Below are 23,731 nucleotides of genomic sequence, written 5' to 3'. Positions count from 1 at the left end.
TGCTTTTAATTAAAACGAAAAGCTCACTTTAGTGTAAATGTAACGACCTCGAGGGTTGTGTACACCCGATGCGTAACCATACAGATCTGAATCACCGTCACCAATTGCAAATGGTGGCTCTTCATCAAATAAGTTATTTACACCTAGCGATACTTTTGCAGACTCAGTAATACGGTATGATGTTTGTAAATCAACCAATACTTGAGAATCAACAGTGCGCGATGTATTACTATCGAAGTCTAAGTTGCCATCGAAATCGATATCTGGCGTATCTTCAAACTCACCCACATAACTAATGTTCATATTCGTGTTGAATTGGCCAATTTCCCAGTTTGTTGAGAAAATCCAACGGTGCTCTGGGTAGCCATATTCACCAGTGTAATCGCGGCCGTCTTTTTCAAATTTATCTTGGTAAGCCCATTCTAAATTGAATTTTAGTAAGCCTAACTCATCCAGTGAATGATTGTAGTTTGCTGAAATATCAACGCCAGAAACTTCTTGTGATGATACATTTTCAAAAGTACTGAATATCTTTTGAATAGTTCCTAGGCTGTCAGTACCTGATGGTGGTAAGCGTACACATACCGTACTATTTTGGTTATTACACTCTGAGTTGTAAATTGGACCAAACTCTTGCTCATCAATTTTATTATCTTGGGTGATACTCCACACATCAATACTTAAACCAAAGTCAGTTGTGGGTGCCCAAATGAAGCCGACATTCCAAGATTCAGATTCTTCAGCTTCTAAATCTGGGTTACCGGCAAATTCAATGTTGTAATCTAGCGGGTCACAATCTTTACCTGTTGCATCACAGCGGTAATTATCAATAAAGAACTGACTCTCTTGAGATGGCCCTAAACCTACTTGTGCAAGTGAAGGTGCTCTAAAGCCTTGCGCCCAAGAACCGCGAACCGTGATTTCATCACTAGGTGCCCAGCGTAAAGCGACTTTAGGGTTTGTCGTAGTGCCAAAGTCACTGTAATCATCATAACGGCCCGCAAGTTGTAGCTCTAAGTTTTCCGCAAGTGGAATTGAAAACTCTACATAGGCAGCGTATTGGTCGCGCTCTGCGGCAGCTGAAACTGACTCGGTACCAAAGATTAACCCACGTTGAAATTGATCATCTGGCGTATCAGTTACGTCTTCTTCGCGGTATTCAATACCGGCCGCCATCATGACAACATCATCACCAAAGTTAAATGCTTCACCTGAAATGTTAGCATCGAACGACGTCATATGAGACTCACCTTGGCGAACCAAGCTCGTTGTGATTCTGTCAACAACAGCCGGATCGTTGTAAGTGCCGCCAAATGGGTTGTAGTTACCTGCGTCAATCTCTTGTTGTAAAAAGTCGGTGCGAACCCAACCTTGTGAACGATCCCCTGTTTGTAATGACTTGCTACGCCCTTTTTGTACCGCTGTTTCCCAGCTCCAGTCGTTAATTTCACCTTTTAAACCAGCAACAAAACGTAATGTGTCTGATTCGATATCCCATTGACGCGCGCCTGCATCCACTGTTCTGTAACGACCAATTTCTATATCTTGACCAAATGGGTTATTTGGATGATTCCCTGGTACGGTTAAACCCGCATCTTCATCAAGTGGCGTTGGTGCGCCAGCTGCAACTGAGCTGTTATGCTGTACAGCCATTTCTAAAAAGCCGGTGATGCCATTGTCGAAGCGGTATTCAAATTGTGAAATTGCGCCTACACGTTCTGATGCAGGGGCAATATAGCCGAATGGACCATAGTCAAATAAGCAACTACCACTTGATGTTGCATTTTCAGCAGGACACGAAGGATCGATTGTTTTAACGCCATCTACGTAAAAGTAGCCCGGGAAGCCACGTGATGAACGAAAGTCTTGGCCGCCATAAGGAGATTGATTAGCAGTACCTAAACGGCCCATTTCGTCTGATGATAAAGACGTGTTTTTAAAGTAATCAATAATAACGGACGCACTACTTTTTGCACTCGTTGTACCCCAAACAATGCTAGCCGTGGTTTCTTCATAGTTAGGGCCATCTGTGCCGCCGTAACCTAAATTAACTTCAATCCCGTCGATGTCTTTTTTCAAGATAACGTTTACAACACCTGCTACAGCATCAGAGCCATAGATTGCTGATGCGCCATCTTTTAAAATATCAATACGTTCAATTGCTGAAACAGGAATGCTGTTTATGTCAACAAATGAGTTGGTGATCCCTTCAGCAAATGCGCTTATAGCAACACGACGACCATTAATAAGTACCAACGTAGCATCAGCCCCTAAACCACGAAGGCTGACGGCGGCTGAACCATTAGCGGTTGAGTCTTGGTTATTGCCACGGGTTGAAAAAGTACCATTACCTGCAACAGGCATTCTTTCAAGAAGCTGTTGTAGGTTGTCATAACCCATGTTTTCGATGTCTTCTTTATTAATGGATTGTACTGGCGATGGGCCTTCGATATCGGAACGTTTGATACGAGAGCCTGTTACTTGAATACGTTCTACTTTTTCTGCAGTCTGCTGTGCAGCGTAAGTTGTTGTACTAAAACCTGCTGACAATGCGATAGTAGCACCGATGATTAAGCTCGGTGTAAATGCAATTGATTGCTTCATCCTTAAGTCCTTGTTGATATGTTATAATTTACTTGTTTTTTCAAGCCGAATTATTAATACCATGTAACTTAACTGTTATCAATTGACTGCAAAGCTGATTTTATTATCGGCACGAATATATACTGATTTTCTCAATAATGAAAAACAATGGGATACTCGCTATCTGGTGCGGGAGAGTGCTTTGGTCATTATTAAAAAATAAATCACTGAGCGACTTTAATTTGTAATAATTTGTATTTTCTTAAAAATTTAATCAAAAAAAACGCCTAACATGATGTTAGGCGTCTTTATTTAAACTTTGTGTTTCATTAAACGTTCTTTTTCACGGGACCAATCTTTATTTTTACCATCTTCACGTTTGTCATGCATTTTCTTACCTTTAGCTAAATGGAATTCAAGCTTCACCCAGCATTTTTTCCAATACATAGCGGTGGCAACTAATGAATAACCATCACGTTCAGTTGCACCAACTAAGCGGTCAAGTTCACGCCTGCTTAGTAGTAATTTACGGTAACGTAGCGGGTCACAAATAACATGTGTTGATGCACTATTTAAAGGCTGAATGGTACTACCTAATAAAAATGCTTCACCGTTTTTAAGATGAATGTAAGTTTCAGAGATATTTACCTTACCTGCTCGGATACTTTTTACTTCCCAGCCTTGGAGTTCAACACCTGCTTCAAACTTGTCGTGTAAAAAATACTCGTGTCGCGCTTTTTTGTTTAGCGCGATGGTATTACTTGTCGATTTTGATGAATTTTTCTTAGCCATAGTGCCCTATAATATACGTTATACAAGATGTTTTACATCGATTTTTTAAATTATACATGCAAAAGCGAAGGATTAATTTAAGCGCGATGAAAGTTTGGGGAAACGCACAAAGCTTGCTAAAATTCCTGCACACAGTTGGGAGTGAGTATGCCACAAATAGAAAAAAGCGCGCTGGTTATGTACAGCACTAAAGAGATGTTTGATCTAGTCAATGATGTAGAAGCCTATTCACAGTTTTTACCTAATTGTTCAGACTCAAAAATTATTAAGCAGCATGATAATAACATGACCGCTAGTTTAGAAATATCCAAAGCCGGTATAAAAAAATGGTTTACCACTGAAAATACGCTAATTGATGAGCAAACAGTGATGCTTCGCTTGGTTGATGGCCCTTTTAAAACCCTACAAGGTCGCTGGCACTTTCAGCAATTAGATGCGCAGGCGTGTAAGGTTAATTTACAGTTAGAGTTCGAGTTTTCAAGTAAGCTAATAGAGCTAGCGTTTGGTAAAATTTTTAATGATGTGGCTAAAAACATGGTGAGTGCATTTACTCAACGTGCAAAAACCGTGTACGGAGAACGTGCATGATAAATATTGAAGTTGTGTTCGCGTTACCCACTAAGGCAACCACGTTAAATATAGAAGTGCTGCAAGGTACAACGGCTGAGCAAGCAGTAATACAGTCAGGGATTATTAAAAAGTGCCCTGAGATTGATGCAACCGATTTAACTTTAGGCGTATGGAACAGAACGGTAAAGCTTAATCATGAGCTTAAAGATGGCGACAGAATTGAAATTTACCGCCCATTAATTGCCGATCCTAAAGATGCTCGCAGAAAACGTGCTGAAAAAGCCAAAGAAGAGGGCCGTGCTAATAAAGTCACTGGTGGCCGGCCGTTAGATCGTTAGACACAAAAAAGGTGAGCCATGCTCACCTTTTTTAACAACACTTTAATAGCTTCTTATTGCTCTAAAGGTGTTGTAAAGTTTTCTGGTTGCTCATAGTCGCCCGATACCGTAACTAGCTTCTCATTTTCAAAGTTTAATACTAATGATTTATATTGTTCATTAGCACGTCCTTTATTAAAGCTGTATACATAACGCCAAGTATTTTTATCGAAGGCGTCTTCGGCAATGGGTCTGCCTAGTACGTATAGTACTTGTTCGCGAGTCATATTAACGCGAAGCTTATCAACGTCTGATTGTTCTAAAAAGTTACCCTGAGGGATGTTGATTCTGTATACCCAGCTAGAACAACCTGCGGCTGAACTAAGCGTTAAAGCGACGATAAGCCAAAGAGACAAAGTTTTTAACGACTGCATTGTTAGTTGTGATCCTTATTTTTTATAATCTGCATGATACCGATTAGTTACTCAAGGTAAAACCCTTTTGAGTAATTGTTTTTGTTTAGCGTGTTAGGGCGAGGTTTTGACCATTAGTAATCAAAAAAGTTTAAACAATGAGTTGAGCAATAGTAAAAATAAACCGGCGACTTGGTCACTTTATATTGTGCAAACACGGTTTGGTCATTGGTATACCGGCATTACGGTTGATGTAGCCCGACGTATCGCTACTCACCAAGCAGGTAAAGGGGCAAAAAACCTCAAAGGTAAAGGGCCGCTGGTGCTCATTCATCAACAACAAGTAGGTACTAAAAGCGACGCGAGCAAATTAGAGTATGCGATTAAAAAACTTCCACGAGCAAAAAAAGAGGCTTATGTTGCTGCTTTTAAAGGGGGCCTTAATACCACAGGGCTTGTCAAAAGCTGATTAATAAATGCCTCAATTAGCAATACGGCTTCTTGATAGAGGGGAGTATTTATATTTTCGAGCGTATCTTTAGTACTATGATGGAAGTTATCTGCCCCCATAGAAAAGTACACATACGGGATTTTTTGTTTAGCGAATGAATAATGGTCGCTGGCTCTGTGCCAGTCGATTTGTTTAGTGTTGGTGAGTCGGCTCATTTTTCGTGATGAATAAACAGGCTTTAATTTGATCTTGTCACCGTTAATCTGAGTAAGTAAAGGGTTAAGCTGGGTTTTTAATGCGCGACTTGTTAGTGCGTATAACCGCTTATGTGACTTTTTAACTGCCAACATATCTAAGTTAATATTTAAAACAATTGGGAGTTGGCGCATTGTTTTGGCAAAGTGCTCACTGCCGTGTAAACCATTTTCTTCAGCGTCTGTTGCAACAAACATAAAGCGATATGAAGAAGAAACCGTTAGCGCATTCGATAAATAAAGTAATGCAGCAACACCCGAGGCATTATCGTTAGCACCTGGGTGTAATTTTCCTGCTTGTAGACCTAAATGATCATAATGCGCAGTAATAACAATAACGGGTAAATCTTTTACAGTATTAGTGGCAATAATATTAACGCCTTGTGCGTTAAAAAACAGCCCTGAGGAATAAGTAAAAGGTTGTTCACTTACTGTGAGTTGATGCCCTTTGAAGCGTGTTTTTAAATACTCCCTAGTGAGTAATGCTGCATGGCTATTCGTTTTTCTACCAGCTAATTCTGGGCTGGTTAGTATAGTTAAATCAGTCAATAATTGCGGCTCAATCTGTTTACAAAGGCCGCTCCAACTTATAAAAAAAACGATGCAGGTTAAGCTAAATAATTTAATAATGATTCGCCTTCGCAGTAAGTGATTTTAATGCAATGAGCTTATTGTCATAGCGCTGTTTGTGATGAATGAAGTCTGCTTTTTTTCTAGCTTTACGTAGATGAAACTCCGCTTTAGTTATATTACTTAATTTAAAGTAACTGCGCGCCAACCCAAAGTGACTTTCATGTAATGTTGGCGACATAGCGTTAGCTTTTTTATAATGACTAATCGCATTTGTATAGTCACCACTTACATAGTCACTGTTACCAAGCGATATATGATAATAAGGGTTAGTTTGGCGCTTTTTGTCAAGTTTTGCCAATAGCTTTTCGCCTTCGGCTACTCTATCTGTGAGTTTATATAATAATGCTAAATTACCTTGCGCAGTATTATCATTGGCGTTTAAGGCAATGGCAAAATGATACATTTTCTCAGCTTGTTGGAGGTCATCTAATTGTTTAAAGAGTACTCCTAAATTCCCCCAGCTTGCACTAAATGAAGAGTCGGTATTGATAGCTGCTTTAAAATAACTATAAGCTAAATCAAACTGCCTATTAATCAGTGCCTCGCCGCCTTTGTTATTATAAAACATGGCGGTCACTCGTTTTTTCGACAGCGATGAAGTTGCAAAACGAGCTTGTCGGCTATTAGGATCAAAATCAATGATTAAACGCTTATTACGCTGATAAACAAGTGAGCTGTCTTTGAATTTAGTCTTATTGTCTATAGCAATGTTTATGTGCCCAGTGAGTAAATTAAACCCTCGATTTAACGCCCAGTACTCAGGAATATGTACTTTCTGAAAGCGAGCCTTCAGGCCTAAATGTTCGGCTAAGCTATACGCTAAAATTGAGAGGGAAAGACAGTTAGCATTTAAATTTTGATAGCTTTGAGACGCCGTTTGTGTGCCAGTTGATTGATAAGATAGTGAGTTATCACCATTTGAGAGTAAAAAACTGAGTAGACTATAGGCAATTTCATCAGCCGATTTATTTGTTTGTACGTAAGCACTTAATTGTTGTTTAAGGCTCTGATCGAGTTGAAATATTTGCTGTTCAGACTCTACAAGCTGCTGTTTAAGTTGCATTGGGGGAGTAATAATAGGGGGGGGCGTGCTTAAATTGGCGTTATCTGTAGTGCTACACGCACTTAAACTCAGCAAACAAGCAGCCAGTAAATAATGTTTAGCTTGAACAGTACTCATACACACCTCTGTACAAAAAACACACTCAAGTATAGTGGTTATTTCATACAGAGGTTATTTTTTAATGTAACAAACTGTTTAACGCTGCTGATTAAACGTGGCTACTAGCGCATCAAGTGTTTGTGCACTGGTGGCTAAATCGCGAATTGCTTGTTCGGTGTTGATTTGTTCACTCATTGATTTATCACTGATCTCACTAATTTGCTCAATACTTCGACCGACATCATTTACAACGCTACTTTGCTGCTCGGTGGCTGTGGCAATTAGAGTTGCCATGTCGTTAATTTCATTCGCTGTTTCAGTAATCGTATTAAGCAACTCAACCGAGCTTTGCATTGCGCTGACGCTTTGTTGGGCTTTACCTTTCGATTGGCTGATATCATTTACAACATCATCTGAAATTTGAGTAAGCTCTTCAATCATTGATTGAATTTCAGTGGTTGATTGCGACGTACGATTCGCCAGAGCTCTTACTTCATCTGCAACGACTGCAAAACCACGACCATGCTCACCTGCACGTGCAGATTCAATGGCTGCATTAAGTGCAAGTAAGTTGGTCTGCTCTGAAATCCCTCTAATTGAATCTACAATACTGGCAATATCTATGGTCTTTTTAGAAAGCAGTGCAACTTGCTCAGTAATACCATCAATATCGCTGGCAAGAGCTGATATTGTCGTTTGGCTTTGTAGTACTTGTTGATGGCTTTGTTTGGTATTATCGCGGCTATCGTTAGTTAACTTAGCTGCATTCGCTGCACTTTGTGCTATTTCTTGCACGGTAGCGCCCATTTCATTAATCGCTGCAGCAACCGAAATAGTTTGCTCTTTTTGTTTATCCAGCGCTAACGAGTTTTGTTTTGCTTGTGCAAAGACATGATCAGAGCTTTGACGAATACCATGGCTTTCATCAGCTACTTGCACAATGGCGGTTTCTATCTTTTCAATAAACTGATTAAAGCCCGACGTCAAATTATTGAGTTCAGGTTGAGGTGATGTGGGTAGACGATACGCTAAATTAGCATCACCTCGACCTAAACGAGAAAACAACTCTGCCATTTTTGATAACGGTGAGGCTAAAGAGCGAGCTAACAAGTAACTGATCACACTTGCGATAAGTGCTGTCATGATAGTGAATGTGAATATTTGCCACTCTAGGGTGTTTACACTTGCGAATACTTCACTTTTTGGTACTTGAGCTAACACAAATAAGTCGGTGTTTTTAATTGGTGTGGCAGCAATCAGCGTGGCTTGTCCGTTAATATTTACTTCTTCTAAAGCAAAACCGTTTTCATCAAGTAATTTGTGATGAATATTAGCACTGTAAATACTATCTATATTAACCTTAGCGACTTTAGCTGCATCTTTATGTAGCTGAATTAAGCCATTTTTATCGGCAATAAATACAAACCCTGACTGTTCAATTTTAAACTGCTGTAGCAGTTTTTGCATATCAGTAATGCTTTTTGCTAATCCCGCTAAGCCGAATCCATTAAGCTGCTGATGATTAACAAACATTTTTACATCGTTTGCAGATTCCTGATAAATACTGATTGAATAAGGTTGTTTAGATTGAGTAAAAGCAAAAAACCAACCATCTGCAGCATCATTTTTTAAAACACGTAAAAAGCCATCTTGGTTCCAATATTGCGCGGTGTTTTTATTAGCCCACGAAGCGGTGGCAAGGTCATATTGCTCAACCAAACGATTGAGTTCTTTTAGTAACAACGCATCGTTGGTGTTGCCAGAGTTTGCCCAATCTAAAATAAAGGTATTGGCAGAAAGCTGCTGTGCTGCGCCTAAAAGTTCATTGATCTCCCCACCAATATGATTACTGATTGTTTGCAGCTTACTTGGCAGTTCTGATTCGATCATGCGTTGCTCAATAATATTCTTTGAGTTATGCAAAGACGTCAAACCAATTAATACAGCAACACAAATAGCAATAATGCTTCCAAGCGCTGTTATTTTTTGAGTAATAGAGAGATTTTGTATCGTCATGGTAGTGCTTATATATTTACAACTGAGGCAATGAGGCGATTATTCTAGCACATTATTTATTTTCGGCTATTGATGAATAATTTACATTTAAATAAAAAAAGCCCACAGCAAAAAGCAAATGGGCTTAGCTTCTAACAATTGAAAGTTCTAGGGTTATAGAGTTACACTATTTTTTTCATTGCCGACATATAACCGCGTAATTTAGCACCCACTTTTTCAACAGGGTGTTCACGCAGTGCGGTATTTATTTGAATCAATGTTTGATTATCTACTTGGTTACTTTGCTCATTTAAGCCTCTGCCAATAACATCGGTATCAATATCTTGCATAAACTCTTGTAGTAGTGGCAAACATGCATGGTTGTATAAGTAACAGCCATACTCTGCCGTATCGGAAATAGTACGATTCATTTCAAACAGCTTTTTACGTGCAATGGTGTTAGCAATTAACGGCGTTTCATGCAATGACTCATAATAGGCAGATTCTTCAATAATACCGGCTGCAGTCATGGTTTCAAATGCCAGCTCTACGCCAGCTTTAACCATGGCTACCATTAAAATGCCGTTATCAAAAAATTCTTGCTCAGTAATTTCTACATCACTCGCTGGGGTTTTTTCAAAATGAGTTTCTGCAGTTTCAGCACGCCACTTTAATAAGTTAGCGTCATCATTTGCCCAGTCTTCCATCATTACTCGTGAAAATGTGCCATCGATAATGTCATCTTGATGTTTGTTATACAGTGGACGCATGATTACTTTTAGCTGCTCACTTAATTCAAACGCTTTTACTTTGGCAGGGTTTGACAGACGGTCAAGCATATTGGTAACGCCGCCATACTTAAGTGCTTCTGTGATCACTTCCCAGCCATATTGAATTAGCTTTGAGGCATAACCAGCATCAACGCCTTTATCAATCATTTTATTAAAACATAGAATAGAGCCAGTTTGTAGCATGCCGCACAGAATGGTTTGCTCACCCATTAAGTCAGACTTAACCTCAGCAATAAACGATGATTTAAGTACTCCCGCACGATGACCACCTGTACCTGCGGCATAGGCTTTTGCTTGTGCCAAGCCATGACCCTGAGGATCGTTCTCTGGATGAACCGCAATGAGTGTCGGTACACCAAAGCCGCGTTTATACTCTTCACGTACTTCTGACCCCGGACATTTTGGAGCAACCATAATAACGGTAATGTCTTCACGAACTTGCATGCCTTCTTCAACAATATTAAAGCCATGTGAGTAAGCAAGCGTTGAGCCGTGTTTCATTAATGGCATAATGGCATTAACAACCGCAGTGTGTTGCTTATCAGGTGTTAAGTTAAGTACTACATCGGCTGTTGGGATTAATTCTTCATATGTTCCCACTTTAAAACCATTTTCCGATGCATTTAAGAATGACTGACGACGCTCAGCAATCGCTGATTCACGCAGTGTATAGGCTACATTTAAACCCGAATCACGTAAATTTAAGCCTTGATTTAAGCCCTGTGCGCCACAGCCTACAATCACTAACTTTTTACCTTTGAGTGCAGCAACACCATCGTTAAATTCGTCTGCCCCCATAAACTCACATTGTGCCAGTTGCGCTAATTGTTCACGTAAAGGTAAGCTATTAAAATAATTTGCCATGATTAAGGTTCCTATTAATTCAATTTGTTAGATGCATTGCATTTGCTTTGCTTGGAATAACCATATGAAAAATATCTTCTTGCGTAAAATGATATATTTGAATTAAAGTATTTCATAATTTGAAATACTGGTGTTGTTATGGATCATAAGCATTTACATTACTTTTTGGCGTTGGCAAAAACGCTTCATTTTTCTCGTGCCAGTGAGTTGTGCCACATAAGTGCGCCTACTTTAAGTCGTAATATTAAGCAGTTAGAAGATGAAGTAGGGGTGATGCTGTTCCAGCGAGATAATCGCAGTGTCAAACTTACTCGCGAAGGCGTTGCATTTAAGGAGTATGCTAGTGCAACGCTCAGTAATTGGCAGCGTTTTAAGGCCAATTTAAACGAACCGCAGCAACATATTTATGGCAATGTGAGCCTTTATTGCTCTGTTACTGCATCTTATAGTTTTTTGCATCATATTTTGGAGCAGCTCAGGGCTCAGCATCAGCATATTGAAATCACCTTAAATACGGGCGACCCTGCTCTGGCAATAAATCGTGTATTAGACGGTCACGAATCCATGGCTATTGCAGCTAGGCCCAGTAAATTACCTGCACAAATTGCATTTGTAGATATTGGTTATTCGCCACTGGTATTAATTGCGCCCACTATTCAATGTCCGATCACAGAAAAACTAGCTAATAACAGCGAGACTATTGATTGGTCAGAGCTTGAATTTATTGTTGCTGAACAAGGGTTTTCACGACAAAGGTTAGAGCAGTGGTGGCGAAAAAGTAACGTGCAAGGAAAAATCTATGCACAAGTCGCTGGGCATGAGGCTATGGTATCTATGGTGAGTTTGGGCTTAGGTGTGGCCATGATCCCAAAAATTGTTCTCGATAATAGCCCTTTAAACGATAAAGTTCAGATTTTGGATAGTAAAGATGAGCCCCCACAAGGGTTTAAAATTGGCTTGGCGGTATTACACAAAGAATTAAATGATCCTGCGATTAGTGCGCTGTGGAATATTGCTCAAAATATGGGGGAAAACATAATATAGGCTTGTTGAATGATAAAAAACTGTTAATATAAACCGCTAATACTTATGTGTTTATTAACATCTTTGTTGTGATGTCTGAGAGTTTCGATTATGGATAATACTGCCTCACTTGCTCATTCTGCCCAGTGTTTAAAAAAAGCCATTCCGCTTATGGTGAAGTACAAAATGGCGGTAACGCCGATTAATTATGCAATTTGGTATTGTTATGTACAGGGCGATAATCCACAACTAAATTTAGAGCTTGATAGAGTTATCGGTCAGCACAATACTTGTTCTGCTCAAAGTGCACAGGAAATATTCGATAAATATATAAATGATGAAGAGTTAGCGTTTTTCCAACAAATGTCTGAAAGATTTCATAATACGGTAGAGCAAGTACAGTTTGATTTGAGTGATTCTATTCAATATTCAAAAAGTTTTACCACCTCGTTAGTTGACTCACAAAATGAGTTAAAAACACTCTCTAGTATAAACTCATTTAATGAAATTCTCTCTTGTGTAGAGCGTTTAACAGACGAATCAATTGCAATGCAAGATTATGCTCGCGGCTTCCAAACTAAATTAGCGCAAGCATATAATGAGATTAAAGATTTAAAAGAAGCCCTCACTATGACTCAAGAAGCGGTTGATAAAGATTCGCTAACGGGGTTATTAAATCGCGGTAAATTTGATACCGATATAGTTGAGTTTTGCCTTCATGCATCTTCACAAGATGAGCAAGCTAAGATAGCCGTGTTAATAATGTTAGATATTGATCACTTCAAGCGTTTTAATGATGATTTTGGCCATCAAAAAGGTGATGAGGTTCTCAAGCTTGTTGCCCAAAAAGTGCAAAATAGTGTGCAAGAACAATATAATGCTTATCGTTACGGTGGTGAAGAATTTTGTATTACGGGTTACTTTGATAGCATTAATGATGCGATGACATTTTGTAATCAGTTGCGTTTGAGTATTGCTAAATTAACCATTCGTAAAAAAGAAGATAGCAATAATAAACGTAATATCTCAGCAAGTTTTGGTATTGCTTTAATGGAGCCCTTTAGTAAGAGCTGTTTGTTAGTAGAAAAGGCCGATAGAGCACTTTATTTAGCTAAAACTCATGGTCGAAATCGAGTTGAAATAGCCGCCAATTTGTAAACGTGTTCCGTTTGTATCAAATTTGTTAATGATTGTAACCTTCTAGAGCTTGTACTTATACTACTTGCTACTATAGGGTCAAAGCCACTTTATAAACTAGTGAATAACTCCATGGCGTTACATCTGAGAATAAAAATATGCATTTTATTGGTGTTGTTTAGCGCTAATGCGATTGCTCAGACGCAGCAAAATATCACTACTGATGAACTTAAAATGAGTGTCAGCTTAGGGGTAGGGGTGATCAGTAATCCTTTATATGGAGCAGACAATATTCCTTTAGTGGTTGTCCCACAAGTGGCTTATTATGGCCAAAATTGGTTTTTTGATAACGGTCGTTTAGGCTACTCTTTTATACAAAGTGATACGCATAACATTAGCTTTGTGTCTGAGATTAACCCAGAATCACGGTTTTTTATTGATTGGCACCCGAAAAATATATTCCCGCTCACAACAATGTCTAATAACGAAATATTAGAATCACAAGATGTTGAATCTCCGCGCCAGATTAATATTAATAATATTCAAAAAAGACGAGTAGTACTGGATGCTGGCGTCAGTTATGTTTTTGTAAAACAACAACAGGTATTTTCTGCGCAATTATTGCATGATGTAAATAGTGTTTATAATAGCTACAGAGGATCATTACAATGGCAATACCATTTTGATCTTAAGTTGTTAAAACTTAAATCAACCTTAGGCGTTAACTACAAATCAGCCAAACTAAATAATTACTTTTATGGCTTAAACAGCGCAGAATTTTCATATGGTAAAATAGAAGTTGGTAGTAGCTGGCAACCTTATGCTAAAATCGACGCCCGTTGGCCGGTAGGTAAAGCCAACGCACTTCGTTTTCATTTAGCATATTATGACTATTCAGCAATGGATAGTAGCCCGCTATTTGAACATGACTATTCAATGACCGCCTTTATAGGATTCGAACATACATTTTAATATGAAGTGTTTTATGTTGGTTGTGTTTGCAGCTTCATTTTTTAGCAACCCAAGTGTTGCAAAAGCCCCTTCACTTAACGTATCACCCAAAGTCTGTGTGGTTTCCGAACAACAAGAGTTCTGTGATCTTGAGTTAAAATTTAAGTGGCAATTGCCTGAGCCAATCGATGTGTGTTTATACCAGCAATATACTCAATTGAAATGTTGGCAAGGGGTAAAAAAAGGGCAACTTAGTTATAAAGCGCGTGTTCAGGTGGAGACCATATACTCCCTGATTAATCCCCTTACAGGTGTATCATTAGCGAGTGTGCAAGTAGAAGTGCAAACTGCATACGCGAAGAAGAAACATCGGCTACGCTCACCTTGGAGCTTTTTTTAATTTAGGAGCAATAAATGCCAAAGATATTACTTGTTGAAGATGACCTAGGGTTGCAACAATTAACCAAAGACTATCTTGAGCATAATGGCTTAGAAGTTGACGTATTAGATCGCGGAGACGAAGTGTTTCCTTACCTGAGTGAAAACGATGTTGATTTAATCATTCTAGATGTGATGCTGCCAGGAAAAGATGGCTTTAGCGTGTGCCGCCAAGTGCGCGACAAATACACCTTACCTATTTTAATGCTTACTGCAAAGGGCGAAGATTTTGACCAAGTTATTGGCCTAGAGCTCGGGGCTGACGATTACGTTATTAAACCTGCGGAGCCGCGCGTGTTGTTGGCTCGAATTAGTGCATTATTGCGACGTGGACAGCCTAGCGTAAAAGCCATTGAGGAGCTTAAGTTTGGTGATTTATCAATAGATAAAACCAGTCGTATTGTAAAGTTAAGCGGTGTAGAAATCGTATTGACCTCACATGAGTTTGAATTACTGTGGTTATTAGCTTCAAATGCAGGAGAAGTACTCAGCCGAGAACATGTGCACCAACATATGATTGGACGTGAGTACGACGGGCTAGATCGAACCGTTGATGTACGTGTATCTCGAATTCGTAAGAAGCTTGGTGATAATAGTGATAAGCCATACCGTATTAAAACGGTGTGGGGGCAAGGCTATTTATTTGTATCAGATGCGTGGGACATGTAATTAATGCAAGGTATTAGGCTAGGTTAATGGGGAAGCTATTTATAAGCCTTTACGTGTATATTATTGCCTCTTTGTTTATTGCCAGTGGTGTTATAGAGCAGCTTTGGCCGTATGATGAATCTGAGCAACATGTTTTGTTAGATGATGAATTTGGGCAGTCATTATGGCTGCTCTCTCAAACGGCAGATGGTCTTGAACAGCTAAAGCATAATTTTGATAGTCAAGTTATCTCTCAGCAAGATTTAGTTCTCCCTCCTGAGCAGCAATTACAATTAGCTCAAAATAATTACCTTTACTTGTATGATAAGCAGCAACGTATTGTTTGGTATGTTACTTTAAATAATTCTCAGTTGTTACAAGTAGGTCCTGTAGGTGTCAAAGCTAAAAACACTGGGACCGTAATACCTTATTTATTGGTGCTATTTATTATTAGCTTACCGATAGGGTTATGGAGCTTATTGTTATGGCGAGACTTTGCTAAGCTCAGCCAAGCCTGTGAAGCCGTCGGAGGCGCGCAAGATTTTCAATTAAGCGACCGCTCTAAATCATTTTTTTTACCCATCACTGATACGTTGCAAGTAATGCAGCAGCGGATTGAGTTTTTATTGAGTGCTCAACAGGAACTGACCTCATCAGTGTCACATGAGTTTAGAACACCATTAGCGCGTTTGAAGTTTGCAATCGCGATGTTAGAGGATAAAACTCAGGACATCAAAGCACAGCACTATTTATCTGATATGCAAATGGATATTCATGAGCTGGAATCCTTGGTATCAGAAATGTTGGAATACGCTCGTTTAGATACACAGCAACCAAGCTTACAATTGGCTCCTTGTGATATCGTCGCATTAATTAAAGCCAATATCGAAAAAGTAAGTTTTGATACCCCTATTAAATTAACAACAACGCTACCGAGTCAATTCATTTACGTATGTGATAGTCATTTTATGTCGCGAGTGCTACAAAATTTAATTAGTAACGCACTAAAACATGCTACGCAAACTGTGCATATTAGTTTAACTGCCAACGCCGAAAAGTTATTTCTGGTTATTGAAGATGATGGCCCAGGTATTGCGGATGCTGAACGTGAGAAAGTGTTTAAACCTTTTACCCGTTTAGATAAAAGCCGTGATAAAAAAACCGGTGGGTTTGGATTAGGGCTAGCAATTGTAAATAAAATTATTAGCTGGCATAAAGGGCAGTGTAAGATTGAAGACTCACCACTGGGTGGAGTTAAGTTTATTATCACCCTCGACAACTAAATCCCAAACAATAAAAAAGCGCCATAAAGGCGCTTTTTTGCGGTTTAAAACCAAAAAATCAACAAGTAGCAAATAGATAGACAGACCATTTATAGAAAAGTTCTATTTTATTTACTATTTTTTTCTAGTAATGGCATCAGCATTTGCTCTAAGCCATTAAGCTTCACTTCGTACATCATAGCGAGCTGAGAGCCAAGCTTGCTATCAGGAAAGCCTTGTTGTTTAAACCACACTAAATATGGCTCAGGCAGCAAAAGTAAAGGGCGTCCCGCATACTTGCCAAATGGCATAATGGTGTTAATCGCTACTTTTAGTTGTTGAGGATCCATTACTGACATCTTTTATAAATAATGGGGATAAGTGTAAGGGATTTTAAGAAAATAAAATAGGCTGTAACGGGCAAGTAACAGCCTATTGATAGAGGGAGTAGGCCCTCTAATTTGAGAATCTTATTGGTCACTTAAAAGCAAGGGGTCCGTTATTTGTCTTTTATAAAACACAAACTTAGGTATTAGCTTTATTAAACCAACACAGACATTTTACCTGATTTTTTGACCAATAAAATACTCAGATGTAAAGGAATGTAAATGCAATCTATTTGCATCTAAGCCCGATTACGGAAACAAGGTTTGCTTTACATGCTCTGCAAAACCGCTACCAGCCTCTAAGTAAAAGTTATATGTAGAATCTATTCCCATATCTTCTAATTCTTTTTGCTGATCGGGGTAATTAGCAATGGCTGTTACTTGTCCTTTATAGCCTGATGCTTGTAATTGCTCTAAGGCAAAAATATTTTGCATATGTTTGGGCATAGTTAACATGACCATTTCGACATGAGAGTGATTAACACGCTGCCAAAAATCAGGGTCAGTTGCATCCGCAATTAATACTCTGCGTCCACGTTTAATATGTTTATCAACCACCTCAGGTTTAATATCAATACCTGCAACCACATCAGGGTGGGTTGCGTTTATTGTTTCATAGGCACCGGTGCCAATTCTACCCATACCAAAGATTACTATTTTCGTATCATTTAAGTTTACAGGAAGCTCTTCTGCTAAGCGGGTCTTGCTTTCAAACTTCAATAAGAGGCGTTCAATTTTAACGTACAGCTCGTTAGAGCGTTTATTTAAAGGGGAGGCAATCACAAATGTAATTGATACGGCAATCGCGATAACAGCGAGCCATTCAGAGGTAACCATGCCGCTAGATGCAGCAACGGCACAAACAATTAAGCCAAACTCACTAAAGTTAGCCAAACTAAATGCGGTGAGCAAAGAGGTACGAGCTCGCAGTTTAAATAAGTTAGTTAGTATGTAGTAAAGCAGCGTTTTAACAGGAATAACCAACACTAAAATTAAAGCAACGACTAAAGAGTGGGCAGTAAGCTCTGCGCTTAAACCAATACTTAAGAAAAAGCCAACCAGTAATATATCTTTAAGGCTAAGCAGCGATTTAGACAGCTCACCTGCTTTTTTGTGAGGGGCGAACATCATGCCAATGATCAATGCGCCTAAATCGCCTTTTAATCCTGCGAATTCAAAGGCATTGTACCCAGCTACCAATGCAAAGAAAAAGCCAAATAGCGGCAGTAACTCACCGTGTTTAGAGCGGTTTAAAACCCAGTACATAATTGGGCGAAACAAAGGTAGTGCAACAATTAACCCTAAGGCCCAAATGTTCGGTACTTTACCTGTACTGACCGCTAAGAATATGACTGCAAATATATCTTGCATAACCAAAATACCAATGGCTATTTTACCGTGCAAACTTGCCATTTCACCGCGTTCTTCAAGTACTTTTACAGCAAATACCGTACTCGAAAAACTTAAAGCAAAGCCGACTAACAATGCACTTTGCCAGCTTAAATCGACAAATAATGGCAGTGCAAATACACCAAGCAACAACATGAAGCCACTAAACAATGCGCTACTTAAAATGATGTGTATGGTGGCAGGAGCCCATACTTGAGGTTTTATAAGGTTAGCAATTTTTAGCTTGAGTCCAATACTAAAAAGTAGCAGTGTGACCCCTAAAGAGGCAATCGTTTCGAGTAGCTCCGTGCTTTTGTAACCCGCTAAATTAAGAATAAATCCGGCCATAAGAAAGCCGATAAGCGGCGGTAATTTTAGCTGATATATACCAAAACCGCAGACGAAGGCGGTAGCAAAATAAATTAGTTCCATAGTTATTAGTATCACTGCACTTGGCATTGTAGTGTAGCGAAAAACAATGCTTATTGACAATTAATCTACTTATTTACTACAGCTAATAGGCTGATTATGAGTATTTATCACCTGATATCTAAAACACCGTTATGCGTGTATAAAGTGACTATAAAGTACAAAAAACAGACATAAATGGTCGGTTTTATGGTAAACAGCATGTAAATAGCAGTTTTTCGCTGACAAGCGCTTTTAAATGTGGTTAAGATGCCATAACGAAGGAATTTAAGCGTAAGCAAACAAGTGTATGCTTAGCTTAAGGAGAAACTATGTTTAAAAAAATTTTAGCATCGGTAGGCATTGGTGCTGCCAAGGTAGATACCATTTTAGAAACCGAGCATCTTCAGCCAGGCCAACTATTCAATGCACAAATTGTTATTACTGCAGGTGATGTGAGTCAAGAAATTGCGGGTTTGGATTTAATGTTAGTTACCCGGGTAAAAGTGGCCAGTGAAGACGGTGATTACTTTACTAATCATGTTATTGATCAATGGCGCATAACTGACATTGGTACTGTTGAGCCTGGTGAAGTTAAAACTATCCCGTTTGAAGCCCGTTTGCATTCAGAAACACCAATTACTGAAATTAATGCCGGTTATAACCAGTCTTATGTGTGGTTAGAAACAGGGCTTGATATTGACCTTGCGCTTGATCCAACAGATAAAGACCATTTGCACATCTATCCGAATGAAGCAGTTAAAACCTGTATGCAAGCAATGGAGAAGCTAGGATTTAGTTTAGTTAAAGCAGATGTAGAGCAAGGCCATTTACGTGCTTCTACTTTTCAATCTGTGTCTGGGTGTTATCAAGAGCTTGAATATCAACCAAATAGTCGCAGCTTATTTGGCATAAAGGAAATTGAACTGTCGTTTATTCCTGAAGCGCATAAAACGCATGTACTGATTGAGTTAGACAGAGCATTTAGAAGTGACGGTTATGTCGATTTAACTATCGAGCATGATCATGTTAACTTATCTCAGTTATGTGATCAGTTAGAGCGATTATTTGCTTAATAAGATTATGGGGCCTTTTAGTAAGGCCCTGTAATAATAAAAGGTGTTTAAATGGCGTTTAAATGTGAGCCATTCTCTGCGCTCGACTCCCAAACCCTGTTTGCAATAATGCGTGAACGTGTTGACGTATTTGTTGTAGAACAAGCGTGTCCTTACCCCGAACTTGATGATGTGGATATTGCAGATGCTACTCGCCACTTGTATTCACTCAATAGGCAAACAGTAAATGCCTATGCTCGTTGTTATGAGAAAGATGCACATTATAGTGCGATAGGGCGCGTTTTAGTTGCTCAATCACAGCGCAGCTCTGGTTTAGGCAAAGAATTAGTTAGCCAGGCTATTACCTGTTGTAGAACTCAGTGGCCTACTCGTGATATTTATATAGGCGCACAAACCTACCTACTGAATTTTTATCGCTCATTTGGTTTTGAGTGTGTTGGGGAGGAGTACTTAGAAGATGGCATACCCCATCAAGATATGATTTTAAAGCAGTAGATAATTCTTAATAAATAAAGGCCCACATTAGTGGGCCTTTTTTGTTTTACTAGCTAAGTAAAGAATGTAAAAATACTAAGCTAATGGCGATAGGGCATACAAACTTAGTGTACCAAGGCCATATTTTCCAAAATAAGGTGTTATGTACTTCAGGGTTACCTTGCTGGATTGCTTTGAGCAGTGATGACCTATACCAGATCCATCCTACAAAAATACAACACATAAGTCCTAATAAAGGTTGCGCGACTTTAGTTGTTAAGGTGATCACTAAACCAAATAACGTGCCTAAGTTACACACTATGGTAATACTAACTATGGCAATTAAAGCACCTATTAACCATGTTGCTTGCACACGCTTCATTGCAAAGCGCTCTACAGTGTACGATACCGGCGCTTCAAGCATTGAAATTGACGAGGTTAGAGCGGCAATACTCATTAATGCAAAAAAAGCAAAGCCAACAAATAAACCCACACCACCCATGCCATCAAATAAGGCGGGTAAAACCTGAAATACTAAGGTGTCTTCTGAAAGCAGTTTACCTGTTGTTGACGAGAATATTTCAACACCTTGGGCTTGTGCAACATACATCGCGGGGATAATCAGTAAGCCTGCTACAAATGCGATGAATACATCAATAAGCGTAACATAAGCCCCCAAAGAGACGAGGTTTTCTTTTTTACTGATATATGAGCCATAGATAATCATTACACTGGTACCCAGTGACAATGAAAAGAAGGCCTGTCCTAGTGCACTGACTAATAAGGTGGGATCAAAAATAGAAGAAAAGTCAGGGACTAGGTAAGCTTTTAATCCCTCAACAGCGCCTTCTTGAGTCATTACATAGGCAATTAAGGCAAACAAAATACCGAGCAAAGCAGGCATTAAACGTTTTGACCATTTTTCAATACCATTTTCAACACCGCGGCTGATAATAGCAACGGTTAAAATAATAAATACCACAGTAAAAAGAATGTTACGTGTAAGTGACTGTTCACTTAACCAAGAAGATGCCGCATCTGCGCCTATGAGAGTAGTAACCGGCTCTAAAGTTGCACTTAACATCCAACCAGCAACAATCGCATAAAAGCTTAGTATAAAGCCTGCACATAAAATCCCGCCAAAGCCAACAGCAAATGCAAACTGCTTTTGCCAAGGTTTAGTGGTTAATTTTGTTAGTGAAGAAACCGCATTAGCTTGTCCATGACGACCTATCATCAGCTCTGCCATTAAAGCAGGATAGGCTAAAAAGAAGGCCAGTACTAAGTAAGCGACTAAAAAGGCAGCCCCGCCATTACTTGCTGTTTGTGTCGGGAAACCCCAAATATTACCAAGCCCAACAGCAGATCCTGCCGCAGCCATTATAAAACCAAAGCGGGAGCTAAACTCACCTCTTACTGCACTCATATTATTTTGCTTCTCTATTTTTTCGACGCCGTGACAATCTACTGGAATTGTAAAAAAATAAAAAGTGCTTATTTGACTTAGTCGCACAATTATTGCGTTTTATTTTCAGATATAAATAACACGTGCATTTTTTGATTATAAATAGCACGATTTCTTTAATTATATTGCGTTAGTTAGAACGGATGGTACTTGTTTAATTAATATCTAAACCGCGCAATCGTAAGTGTAAAGCAGGCCCCACCAAGGTGCTCACTTTTACTCACTTCTATTGAACCATGATGCCAATCGGCTACTTTGGCAACGATAGCCAATCCTAACCCGTAACTGTTGTCACTGCGATTACGGTGGCTGCGCTCACGGAAGAACGGGCTAAATACTTTTTGATTGTTTTCTTGAGCTATGCCTGGGCCATCATCGGCAATGCTGATCACTAGAGTGTGCTCTTGTAGCGAGGCGGTTACTTTAATGTGATGATGTGCAAAATCGCAGGCATTATTAATTAAGTTAGCGATCGCTCTTGCTAGCCAATGTAAGTCAGCAAAAATAGTATGATCATCACATTCTAAAGAAATATTAAGCGAACGTGCGGTTATTCTTGGTTCAAGCTGCAGCACAATGTCACTTAGATATTGTTTAAGGTTTGCTGATGAGTAAGTGAGTTTATTGGCATTTTGTTCCAAAGTAGCAAATGCTAAGTAGCTTTTTAACATTGACTCCATATGATCCAAATCGGTTTCCATACGGGTTAGGTAATGCTTTATTTTGCTCTCATCATGGCTATCAAGTGCAGCGTCAACACCAAAGCGTAAGCATGCTATTGGGGTTCTTATATCATGGGACAGGCTTGAGGCCATCAGTTTATTTTCAGCTACTAACTTTTCAATTTGGCTTGCCATGCGGTTAAAGGTCAGTTCCACATCTTTAATATAGGTAAAGCGAGAGGGCTTAATTCGGGCTTTAACATTACCGGATGCGAACTGTTTTGCCGCATCATTTAATACTGTAAGACGTTTTGCTAAAGGGGTAATAATAAAACCCATAAAAACACATAAGCCAGTATAAAATAACAAAGTTAAAATTATGTCGTTTCGCTGTGTGCTCTCGTAAGGCTTATCTAAACGCATGGTTAAATGGTAAGGGCTTAATGCATCATTAGTGTAGAGCATGTAAAAGCCTTGCTCGTCCTCGAGTATTAACCCGCCTTGAGTTTGCATTTTATCTAATAGCGCTGATGGTAATGCTAGCGACTGATTTAATTTGTAGTTAAGAGTCAGGTTAAAATCTTTGGCTAACTTAGTTACCTGTTCTGGTCGTGCCTGTGGCTTTATAGCTGTGAGCTGTTTACTTAACCCGACAATAATCTGGCTTTGTACACTAAACTCATCCAAAGGTGCATGTGCTTGTTGGCTAAATGCATCAATAAGCCAACCTAAAACAATAATTGAAAGCAGCGCACTGCCTAGTAGTGAAATATAAAACTTTTTCATTGATGCTATTCCATAATAGGCTGGGTGTATTGAAGTGACTTTTATTATTGTCGCGCTTATTATTTAAGCGCTCAGGCATTAAAACTTACCACGCTGTAGTCACAAACAAATAACCACGCCCCCAAATAGTTTTTATTTTTTCTGGTTTTTGCGGATCATCATTAAACTTTTTACGCAAAGCAGAAATAAGCACATCAACGCTTCTATCTAGGCCGTCATACTCCCTGCCTTTGGTTGCTTTAAACACCGCATCACGTGATACAACTTGCCCAGCGTTGCTCGCTAAATAATGCAGTAATAAATACTCTGCGCTTGAAATATTCACATCTTGCTGGTTGAGTGTAACGTTACGAGATTCGGTATTAATACTTAATTGACCAATATTGATCATGCTCTCTTGAGCATCAGTTTTAGGCGTGTCACTGCTGTAGCGTAAAGCCGACTTAATACGAGCAAGCAGTGCACGAGGGCGAACAGGTTTTATAATGTAATCTGTGGCACCGACTTCAAGCCCAATGACCTCATCCATTTCTTCATCTCGTGCGGTGAGCATAATTATAGGGGCTTGATAAAAGCTACGTAACTCACGGCATACACTGATACCATCAAGACCTGGTAACATAATATCGAGTAAAATAAGCTGTGGGTTTAAATGCTTTACTTGGCTTATAACTTCATCACCGCGATGACATACATGCACAATATAGCCTTGCTCAGTTAAATACTCAGTTACCCATTGTGCAAGAGAGATATCATCTTCAACCAGTAAAATAGTACCGTAATTATCCATAAGCTTTCTTC

At 39.2% G+C, this 23,731-nt stretch carries 23 protein-coding genes; 11 read left to right on the top strand and 12 right to left on the bottom strand.

Annotated elements, in window-relative coordinates; all coding sequences use genetic code 11:
- Positions 1 to 9 precede the first annotated feature (9 nt).
- On the bottom strand, positions 10 to 2,604 hold the full coding sequence (locus FHG08_RS14810) for a TonB-dependent receptor (protein ID WP_178956397.1): 2,595 nt from the start codon (positions 2,602 to 2,604) through the stop codon (positions 10 to 12).
- A gap of 291 nt (positions 2,605 to 2,895) precedes the next feature.
- Positions 2,896 to 3,375, bottom strand: a complete 480-nt coding sequence (smpB, locus tag FHG08_RS14805; protein ID WP_008109102.1) for an SsrA-binding protein SmpB — start codon at positions 3,373 to 3,375, stop codon at positions 2,896 to 2,898.
- A gap of 147 nt (positions 3,376 to 3,522) precedes the next feature.
- Here smpB and FHG08_RS14800 point away from each other — a divergent pair, with 147 nt between their 5' ends.
- Both FHG08_RS14800 and FHG08_RS14795 read left to right on the top strand, forming a co-directional pair.
- Positions 3,523 to 3,963 carry a type II toxin-antitoxin system RatA family toxin gene (locus FHG08_RS14800; RefSeq protein WP_138605336.1) on the top strand — a complete coding sequence of 147 codons (441 nt, stop codon included), beginning with the start codon at positions 3,523 to 3,525 and terminating at the stop codon, positions 3,961 to 3,963.
- The gene (locus FHG08_RS14795) at positions 3,960 to 4,283 is read left to right on the top strand and encodes an RnfH family protein (RefSeq protein ID WP_008109106.1); all 324 of its coding nucleotides are present in this window, start codon (positions 3,960 to 3,962) and stop codon (positions 4,281 to 4,283) included. Before FHG08_RS14800 ends, FHG08_RS14795 begins: the two co-directional genes overlap by 4 nt.
- Before the next feature lie 53 nt (positions 4,284 to 4,336).
- Here FHG08_RS14795 and FHG08_RS14790 read toward each other — a convergent pair whose 3' ends face one another.
- Entirely contained in the window at positions 4,337 to 4,696 is a 360-nt protein-coding gene (locus tag FHG08_RS14790; RefSeq protein ID WP_138605338.1) for an outer membrane protein assembly factor BamE, read from the bottom strand.
- Between the two features lie 106 nt (positions 4,697 to 4,802).
- On the opposite strand from FHG08_RS14790, the gene FHG08_RS14785 reads away from it, so the two are divergent.
- Complete coding sequence (locus tag FHG08_RS14785; protein WP_138605340.1) at positions 4,803 to 5,144, top strand: GIY-YIG nuclease family protein; 342 nt, start codon at positions 4,803 to 4,805, stop codon at positions 5,142 to 5,144.
- Here FHG08_RS14785 and FHG08_RS14780 read toward each other — a convergent pair.
- The 4 genes from FHG08_RS14780 to ilvC all read right to left on the bottom strand — a co-directional run bounded on the left by FHG08_RS14780 (position 5,090) and on the right by ilvC (position 10,825).
- The gene (locus tag FHG08_RS14780) at positions 5,090 to 5,929 is read right to left on the bottom strand and encodes a M28 family peptidase (RefSeq protein WP_218651601.1); all 840 of its coding nucleotides are present in this window, start codon (positions 5,927 to 5,929) and stop codon (positions 5,090 to 5,092) included. The two genes, FHG08_RS14785 and FHG08_RS14780, sit on opposite strands and share 55 nt — an antisense overlap.
- 73 nt (positions 5,930 to 6,002) lie before the next feature.
- Positions 6,003 to 7,193: a tetratricopeptide repeat protein gene (locus FHG08_RS14775; RefSeq protein WP_178956396.1), complete on the bottom strand. Its 1,191-nt coding sequence runs from the start codon at positions 7,191 to 7,193 to the stop codon at positions 6,003 to 6,005.
- 78 nt (positions 7,194 to 7,271) lie between these two features.
- Positions 7,272 to 9,191, bottom strand: coding sequence for a methyl-accepting chemotaxis protein (locus FHG08_RS14770; RefSeq protein ID WP_138605344.1), 1,920 nt, complete (start codon positions 9,189 to 9,191; stop codon positions 7,272 to 7,274).
- Between the two features lie 161 nt (positions 9,192 to 9,352).
- Positions 9,353 to 10,825 carry a ketol-acid reductoisomerase gene (gene ilvC, locus FHG08_RS14765; protein ID WP_178956395.1) on the bottom strand — a complete coding sequence of 491 codons (1,473 nt, stop codon included), beginning with the start codon at positions 10,823 to 10,825 and terminating at the stop codon, positions 9,353 to 9,355.
- A 138-nt stretch (positions 10,826 to 10,963) separates the two neighbouring features.
- On the opposite strand from ilvC, the gene ilvY reads away from it, so the two are divergent.
- The 6 genes from ilvY (at position 10,964) to FHG08_RS14735 (ending at position 16,305) form a co-directional block, all read left to right on the top strand.
- On the top strand, positions 10,964 to 11,869 hold the full coding sequence (gene ilvY / locus FHG08_RS14760) for an HTH-type transcriptional activator IlvY (protein ID WP_178956394.1): 906 nt from the start codon (positions 10,964 to 10,966) through the stop codon (positions 11,867 to 11,869).
- A gap of 90 nt (positions 11,870 to 11,959) precedes the next feature.
- Entirely contained in the window at positions 11,960 to 13,006 is a 1,047-nt protein-coding gene (locus FHG08_RS14755; RefSeq protein ID WP_138605350.1) for a GGDEF domain-containing protein, read from the top strand.
- A gap of 111 nt (positions 13,007 to 13,117) precedes the next feature.
- Entirely contained in the window at positions 13,118 to 13,957 is an 840-nt protein-coding gene (locus FHG08_RS14750; RefSeq protein WP_256729714.1) for a MipA/OmpV family protein, read from the top strand.
- Positions 13,958 to 13,970: 13 nt separating this feature from the next.
- On the top strand, positions 13,971 to 14,336 hold the full coding sequence (locus FHG08_RS14745) for a DUF3019 domain-containing protein (RefSeq protein WP_178956393.1): 366 nt from the start codon (positions 13,971 to 13,973) through the stop codon (positions 14,334 to 14,336).
- A gap of 14 nt (positions 14,337 to 14,350) precedes the next feature.
- Entirely contained in the window at positions 14,351 to 15,043 is a 693-nt protein-coding gene (locus FHG08_RS14740) for a response regulator (RefSeq protein ID WP_178956392.1), read from the top strand.
- A gap of 26 nt (positions 15,044 to 15,069) precedes the next feature.
- A complete protein-coding gene (locus FHG08_RS14735; RefSeq protein ID WP_138605357.1) occupies positions 15,070 to 16,305 on the top strand; it encodes an ATP-binding protein in 1,236 nt (411 codons plus the stop codon).
- Between the two features lie 107 nt (positions 16,306 to 16,412).
- Here the strand turns inward: FHG08_RS14735 and FHG08_RS14730 are convergent, their stop codons facing one another.
- Together FHG08_RS14730 and FHG08_RS14725 are read right to left on the bottom strand one after the other, a co-directional pair.
- Positions 16,413 to 16,634, bottom strand: coding sequence for a DUF3820 family protein (locus FHG08_RS14730; RefSeq protein ID WP_010387988.1), 222 nt, complete (start codon positions 16,632 to 16,634; stop codon positions 16,413 to 16,415).
- Positions 16,635 to 16,919: 285 nt separating this feature from the next.
- Positions 16,920 to 18,491: a cation:proton antiporter family protein gene (locus FHG08_RS14725; RefSeq protein ID WP_010387989.1), complete on the bottom strand. Its 1,572-nt coding sequence runs from the start codon at positions 18,489 to 18,491 to the stop codon at positions 16,920 to 16,922.
- A gap of 308 nt (positions 18,492 to 18,799) precedes the next feature.
- Here FHG08_RS14725 and FHG08_RS14720 point away from each other — a divergent pair, with 308 nt between their 5' ends.
- Entirely contained in the window at positions 18,800 to 19,543 is a 744-nt protein-coding gene (locus FHG08_RS14720) for a sporulation protein (protein WP_008109135.1), read from the top strand.
- A gap of 51 nt (positions 19,544 to 19,594) precedes the next feature.
- On the top strand, positions 19,595 to 20,038 hold the full coding sequence (locus tag FHG08_RS14715; RefSeq protein ID WP_178956391.1) for a GNAT family N-acetyltransferase: 444 nt from the start codon (positions 19,595 to 19,597) through the stop codon (positions 20,036 to 20,038).
- A 49-nt stretch (positions 20,039 to 20,087) separates the two neighbouring features.
- On the opposite strand, the gene FHG08_RS14710 is transcribed toward FHG08_RS14715, so the two are convergent.
- From FHG08_RS14710 to FHG08_RS14700, 3 genes are all read right to left on the bottom strand, one after another.
- Positions 20,088 to 21,443: a sodium-dependent transporter gene (locus FHG08_RS14710; protein ID WP_010387992.1), complete on the bottom strand. Its 1,356-nt coding sequence runs from the start codon at positions 21,441 to 21,443 to the stop codon at positions 20,088 to 20,090.
- 197 nt (positions 21,444 to 21,640) lie between these two features.
- The gene (locus FHG08_RS14705; protein WP_138605365.1) at positions 21,641 to 22,930 is read right to left on the bottom strand and encodes an ATP-binding protein; all 1,290 of its coding nucleotides are present in this window, start codon (positions 22,928 to 22,930) and stop codon (positions 21,641 to 21,643) included.
- A gap of 85 nt (positions 22,931 to 23,015) precedes the next feature.
- The gene (locus FHG08_RS14700; RefSeq protein WP_054201686.1) at positions 23,016 to 23,720 is read right to left on the bottom strand and encodes a response regulator transcription factor; all 705 of its coding nucleotides are present in this window, start codon (positions 23,718 to 23,720) and stop codon (positions 23,016 to 23,018) included.
- Positions 23,721 to 23,731 lie beyond the last annotated feature (11 nt).

Origin of the sequence: Pseudoalteromonas sp. Scap03 (genome assembly GCF_013393115.1) — a bacterium.
Classification (GTDB): Bacteria; Pseudomonadota; Gammaproteobacteria; order Enterobacterales; family Alteromonadaceae; genus Pseudoalteromonas.
Note: the sequence above shows the minus strand (reverse complement) of the source record. Positions and strands in the feature narration are given on the sequence as shown.

What these genes read in the sequence shown, in the direction of transcription:
- FHG08_RS14710 (WP_010387992.1), bottom strand. Translation starts at nt 21,443, where the DNA reads ATGAGTGCAGTAAGAGGTGAGTTTAGCTCCCGCTTTGGTTTTATAATG.
- FHG08_RS14745 (WP_178956393.1), top strand. Translation starts at nt 13,971, where the DNA reads ATGTTGGTTGTGTTTGCAGCTTCATTTTTTAGCAACCCAAGTGTTGCA.
- FHG08_RS14715 (WP_178956391.1), top strand. Translation starts at nt 19,595, where the DNA reads ATGGCGTTTAAATGTGAGCCATTCTCTGCGCTCGACTCCCAAACCCTG.
- FHG08_RS14730 (WP_010387988.1), bottom strand. Translation starts at nt 16,634, where the DNA reads ATGGATCCTCAACAACTAAAAGTAGCGATTAACACCATTATGCCATTT.
- FHG08_RS14800 (WP_138605336.1), top strand. Translation starts at nt 3,523, where the DNA reads ATGCCACAAATAGAAAAAAGCGCGCTGGTTATGTACAGCACTAAAGAG.
- FHG08_RS14810 (WP_178956397.1), bottom strand. Translation starts at nt 2,604, where the DNA reads ATGAAGCAATCAATTGCATTTACACCGAGCTTAATCATCGGTGCTACT.
- FHG08_RS14725 (WP_010387989.1), bottom strand. Translation starts at nt 18,491, where the DNA reads ATGGAACTAATTTATTTTGCTACCGCCTTCGTCTGCGGTTTTGGTATA.
- FHG08_RS14790 (WP_138605338.1), bottom strand. Translation starts at nt 4,696, where the DNA reads ATGCAGTCGTTAAAAACTTTGTCTCTTTGGCTTATCGTCGCTTTAACG.
- FHG08_RS14700 (WP_054201686.1), bottom strand. Translation starts at nt 23,720, where the DNA reads ATGGATAATTACGGTACTATTTTACTGGTTGAAGATGATATCTCTCTT.
- ilvY (WP_178956394.1), top strand. Translation starts at nt 10,964, where the DNA reads ATGGATCATAAGCATTTACATTACTTTTTGGCGTTGGCAAAAACGCTT.
- FHG08_RS14750 (WP_256729714.1), top strand. Translation starts at nt 13,118, where the DNA reads ATGGCGTTACATCTGAGAATAAAAATATGCATTTTATTGGTGTTGTTT.
- FHG08_RS14740 (WP_178956392.1), top strand. Translation starts at nt 14,351, where the DNA reads ATGCCAAAGATATTACTTGTTGAAGATGACCTAGGGTTGCAACAATTA.
- FHG08_RS14795 (WP_008109106.1), top strand. Translation starts at nt 3,960, where the DNA reads ATGATAAATATTGAAGTTGTGTTCGCGTTACCCACTAAGGCAACCACG.
- FHG08_RS14735 (WP_138605357.1), top strand. Translation starts at nt 15,070, where the DNA reads ATGGGGAAGCTATTTATAAGCCTTTACGTGTATATTATTGCCTCTTTG.
- FHG08_RS14755 (WP_138605350.1), top strand. Translation starts at nt 11,960, where the DNA reads ATGGATAATACTGCCTCACTTGCTCATTCTGCCCAGTGTTTAAAAAAA.
- FHG08_RS14770 (WP_138605344.1), bottom strand. Translation starts at nt 9,191, where the DNA reads ATGACGATACAAAATCTCTCTATTACTCAAAAAATAACAGCGCTTGGA.
- FHG08_RS14720 (WP_008109135.1), top strand. Translation starts at nt 18,800, where the DNA reads ATGTTTAAAAAAATTTTAGCATCGGTAGGCATTGGTGCTGCCAAGGTA.
- FHG08_RS14705 (WP_138605365.1), bottom strand. Translation starts at nt 22,930, where the DNA reads ATGAAAAAGTTTTATATTTCACTACTAGGCAGTGCGCTGCTTTCAATT.
- FHG08_RS14775 (WP_178956396.1), bottom strand. Translation starts at nt 7,193, where the DNA reads ATGAGTACTGTTCAAGCTAAACATTATTTACTGGCTGCTTGTTTGCTG.
- smpB (WP_008109102.1), bottom strand. Translation starts at nt 3,375, where the DNA reads ATGGCTAAGAAAAATTCATCAAAATCGACAAGTAATACCATCGCGCTA.
- ilvC (WP_178956395.1), bottom strand. Translation starts at nt 10,825, where the DNA reads ATGGCAAATTATTTTAATAGCTTACCTTTACGTGAACAATTAGCGCAA.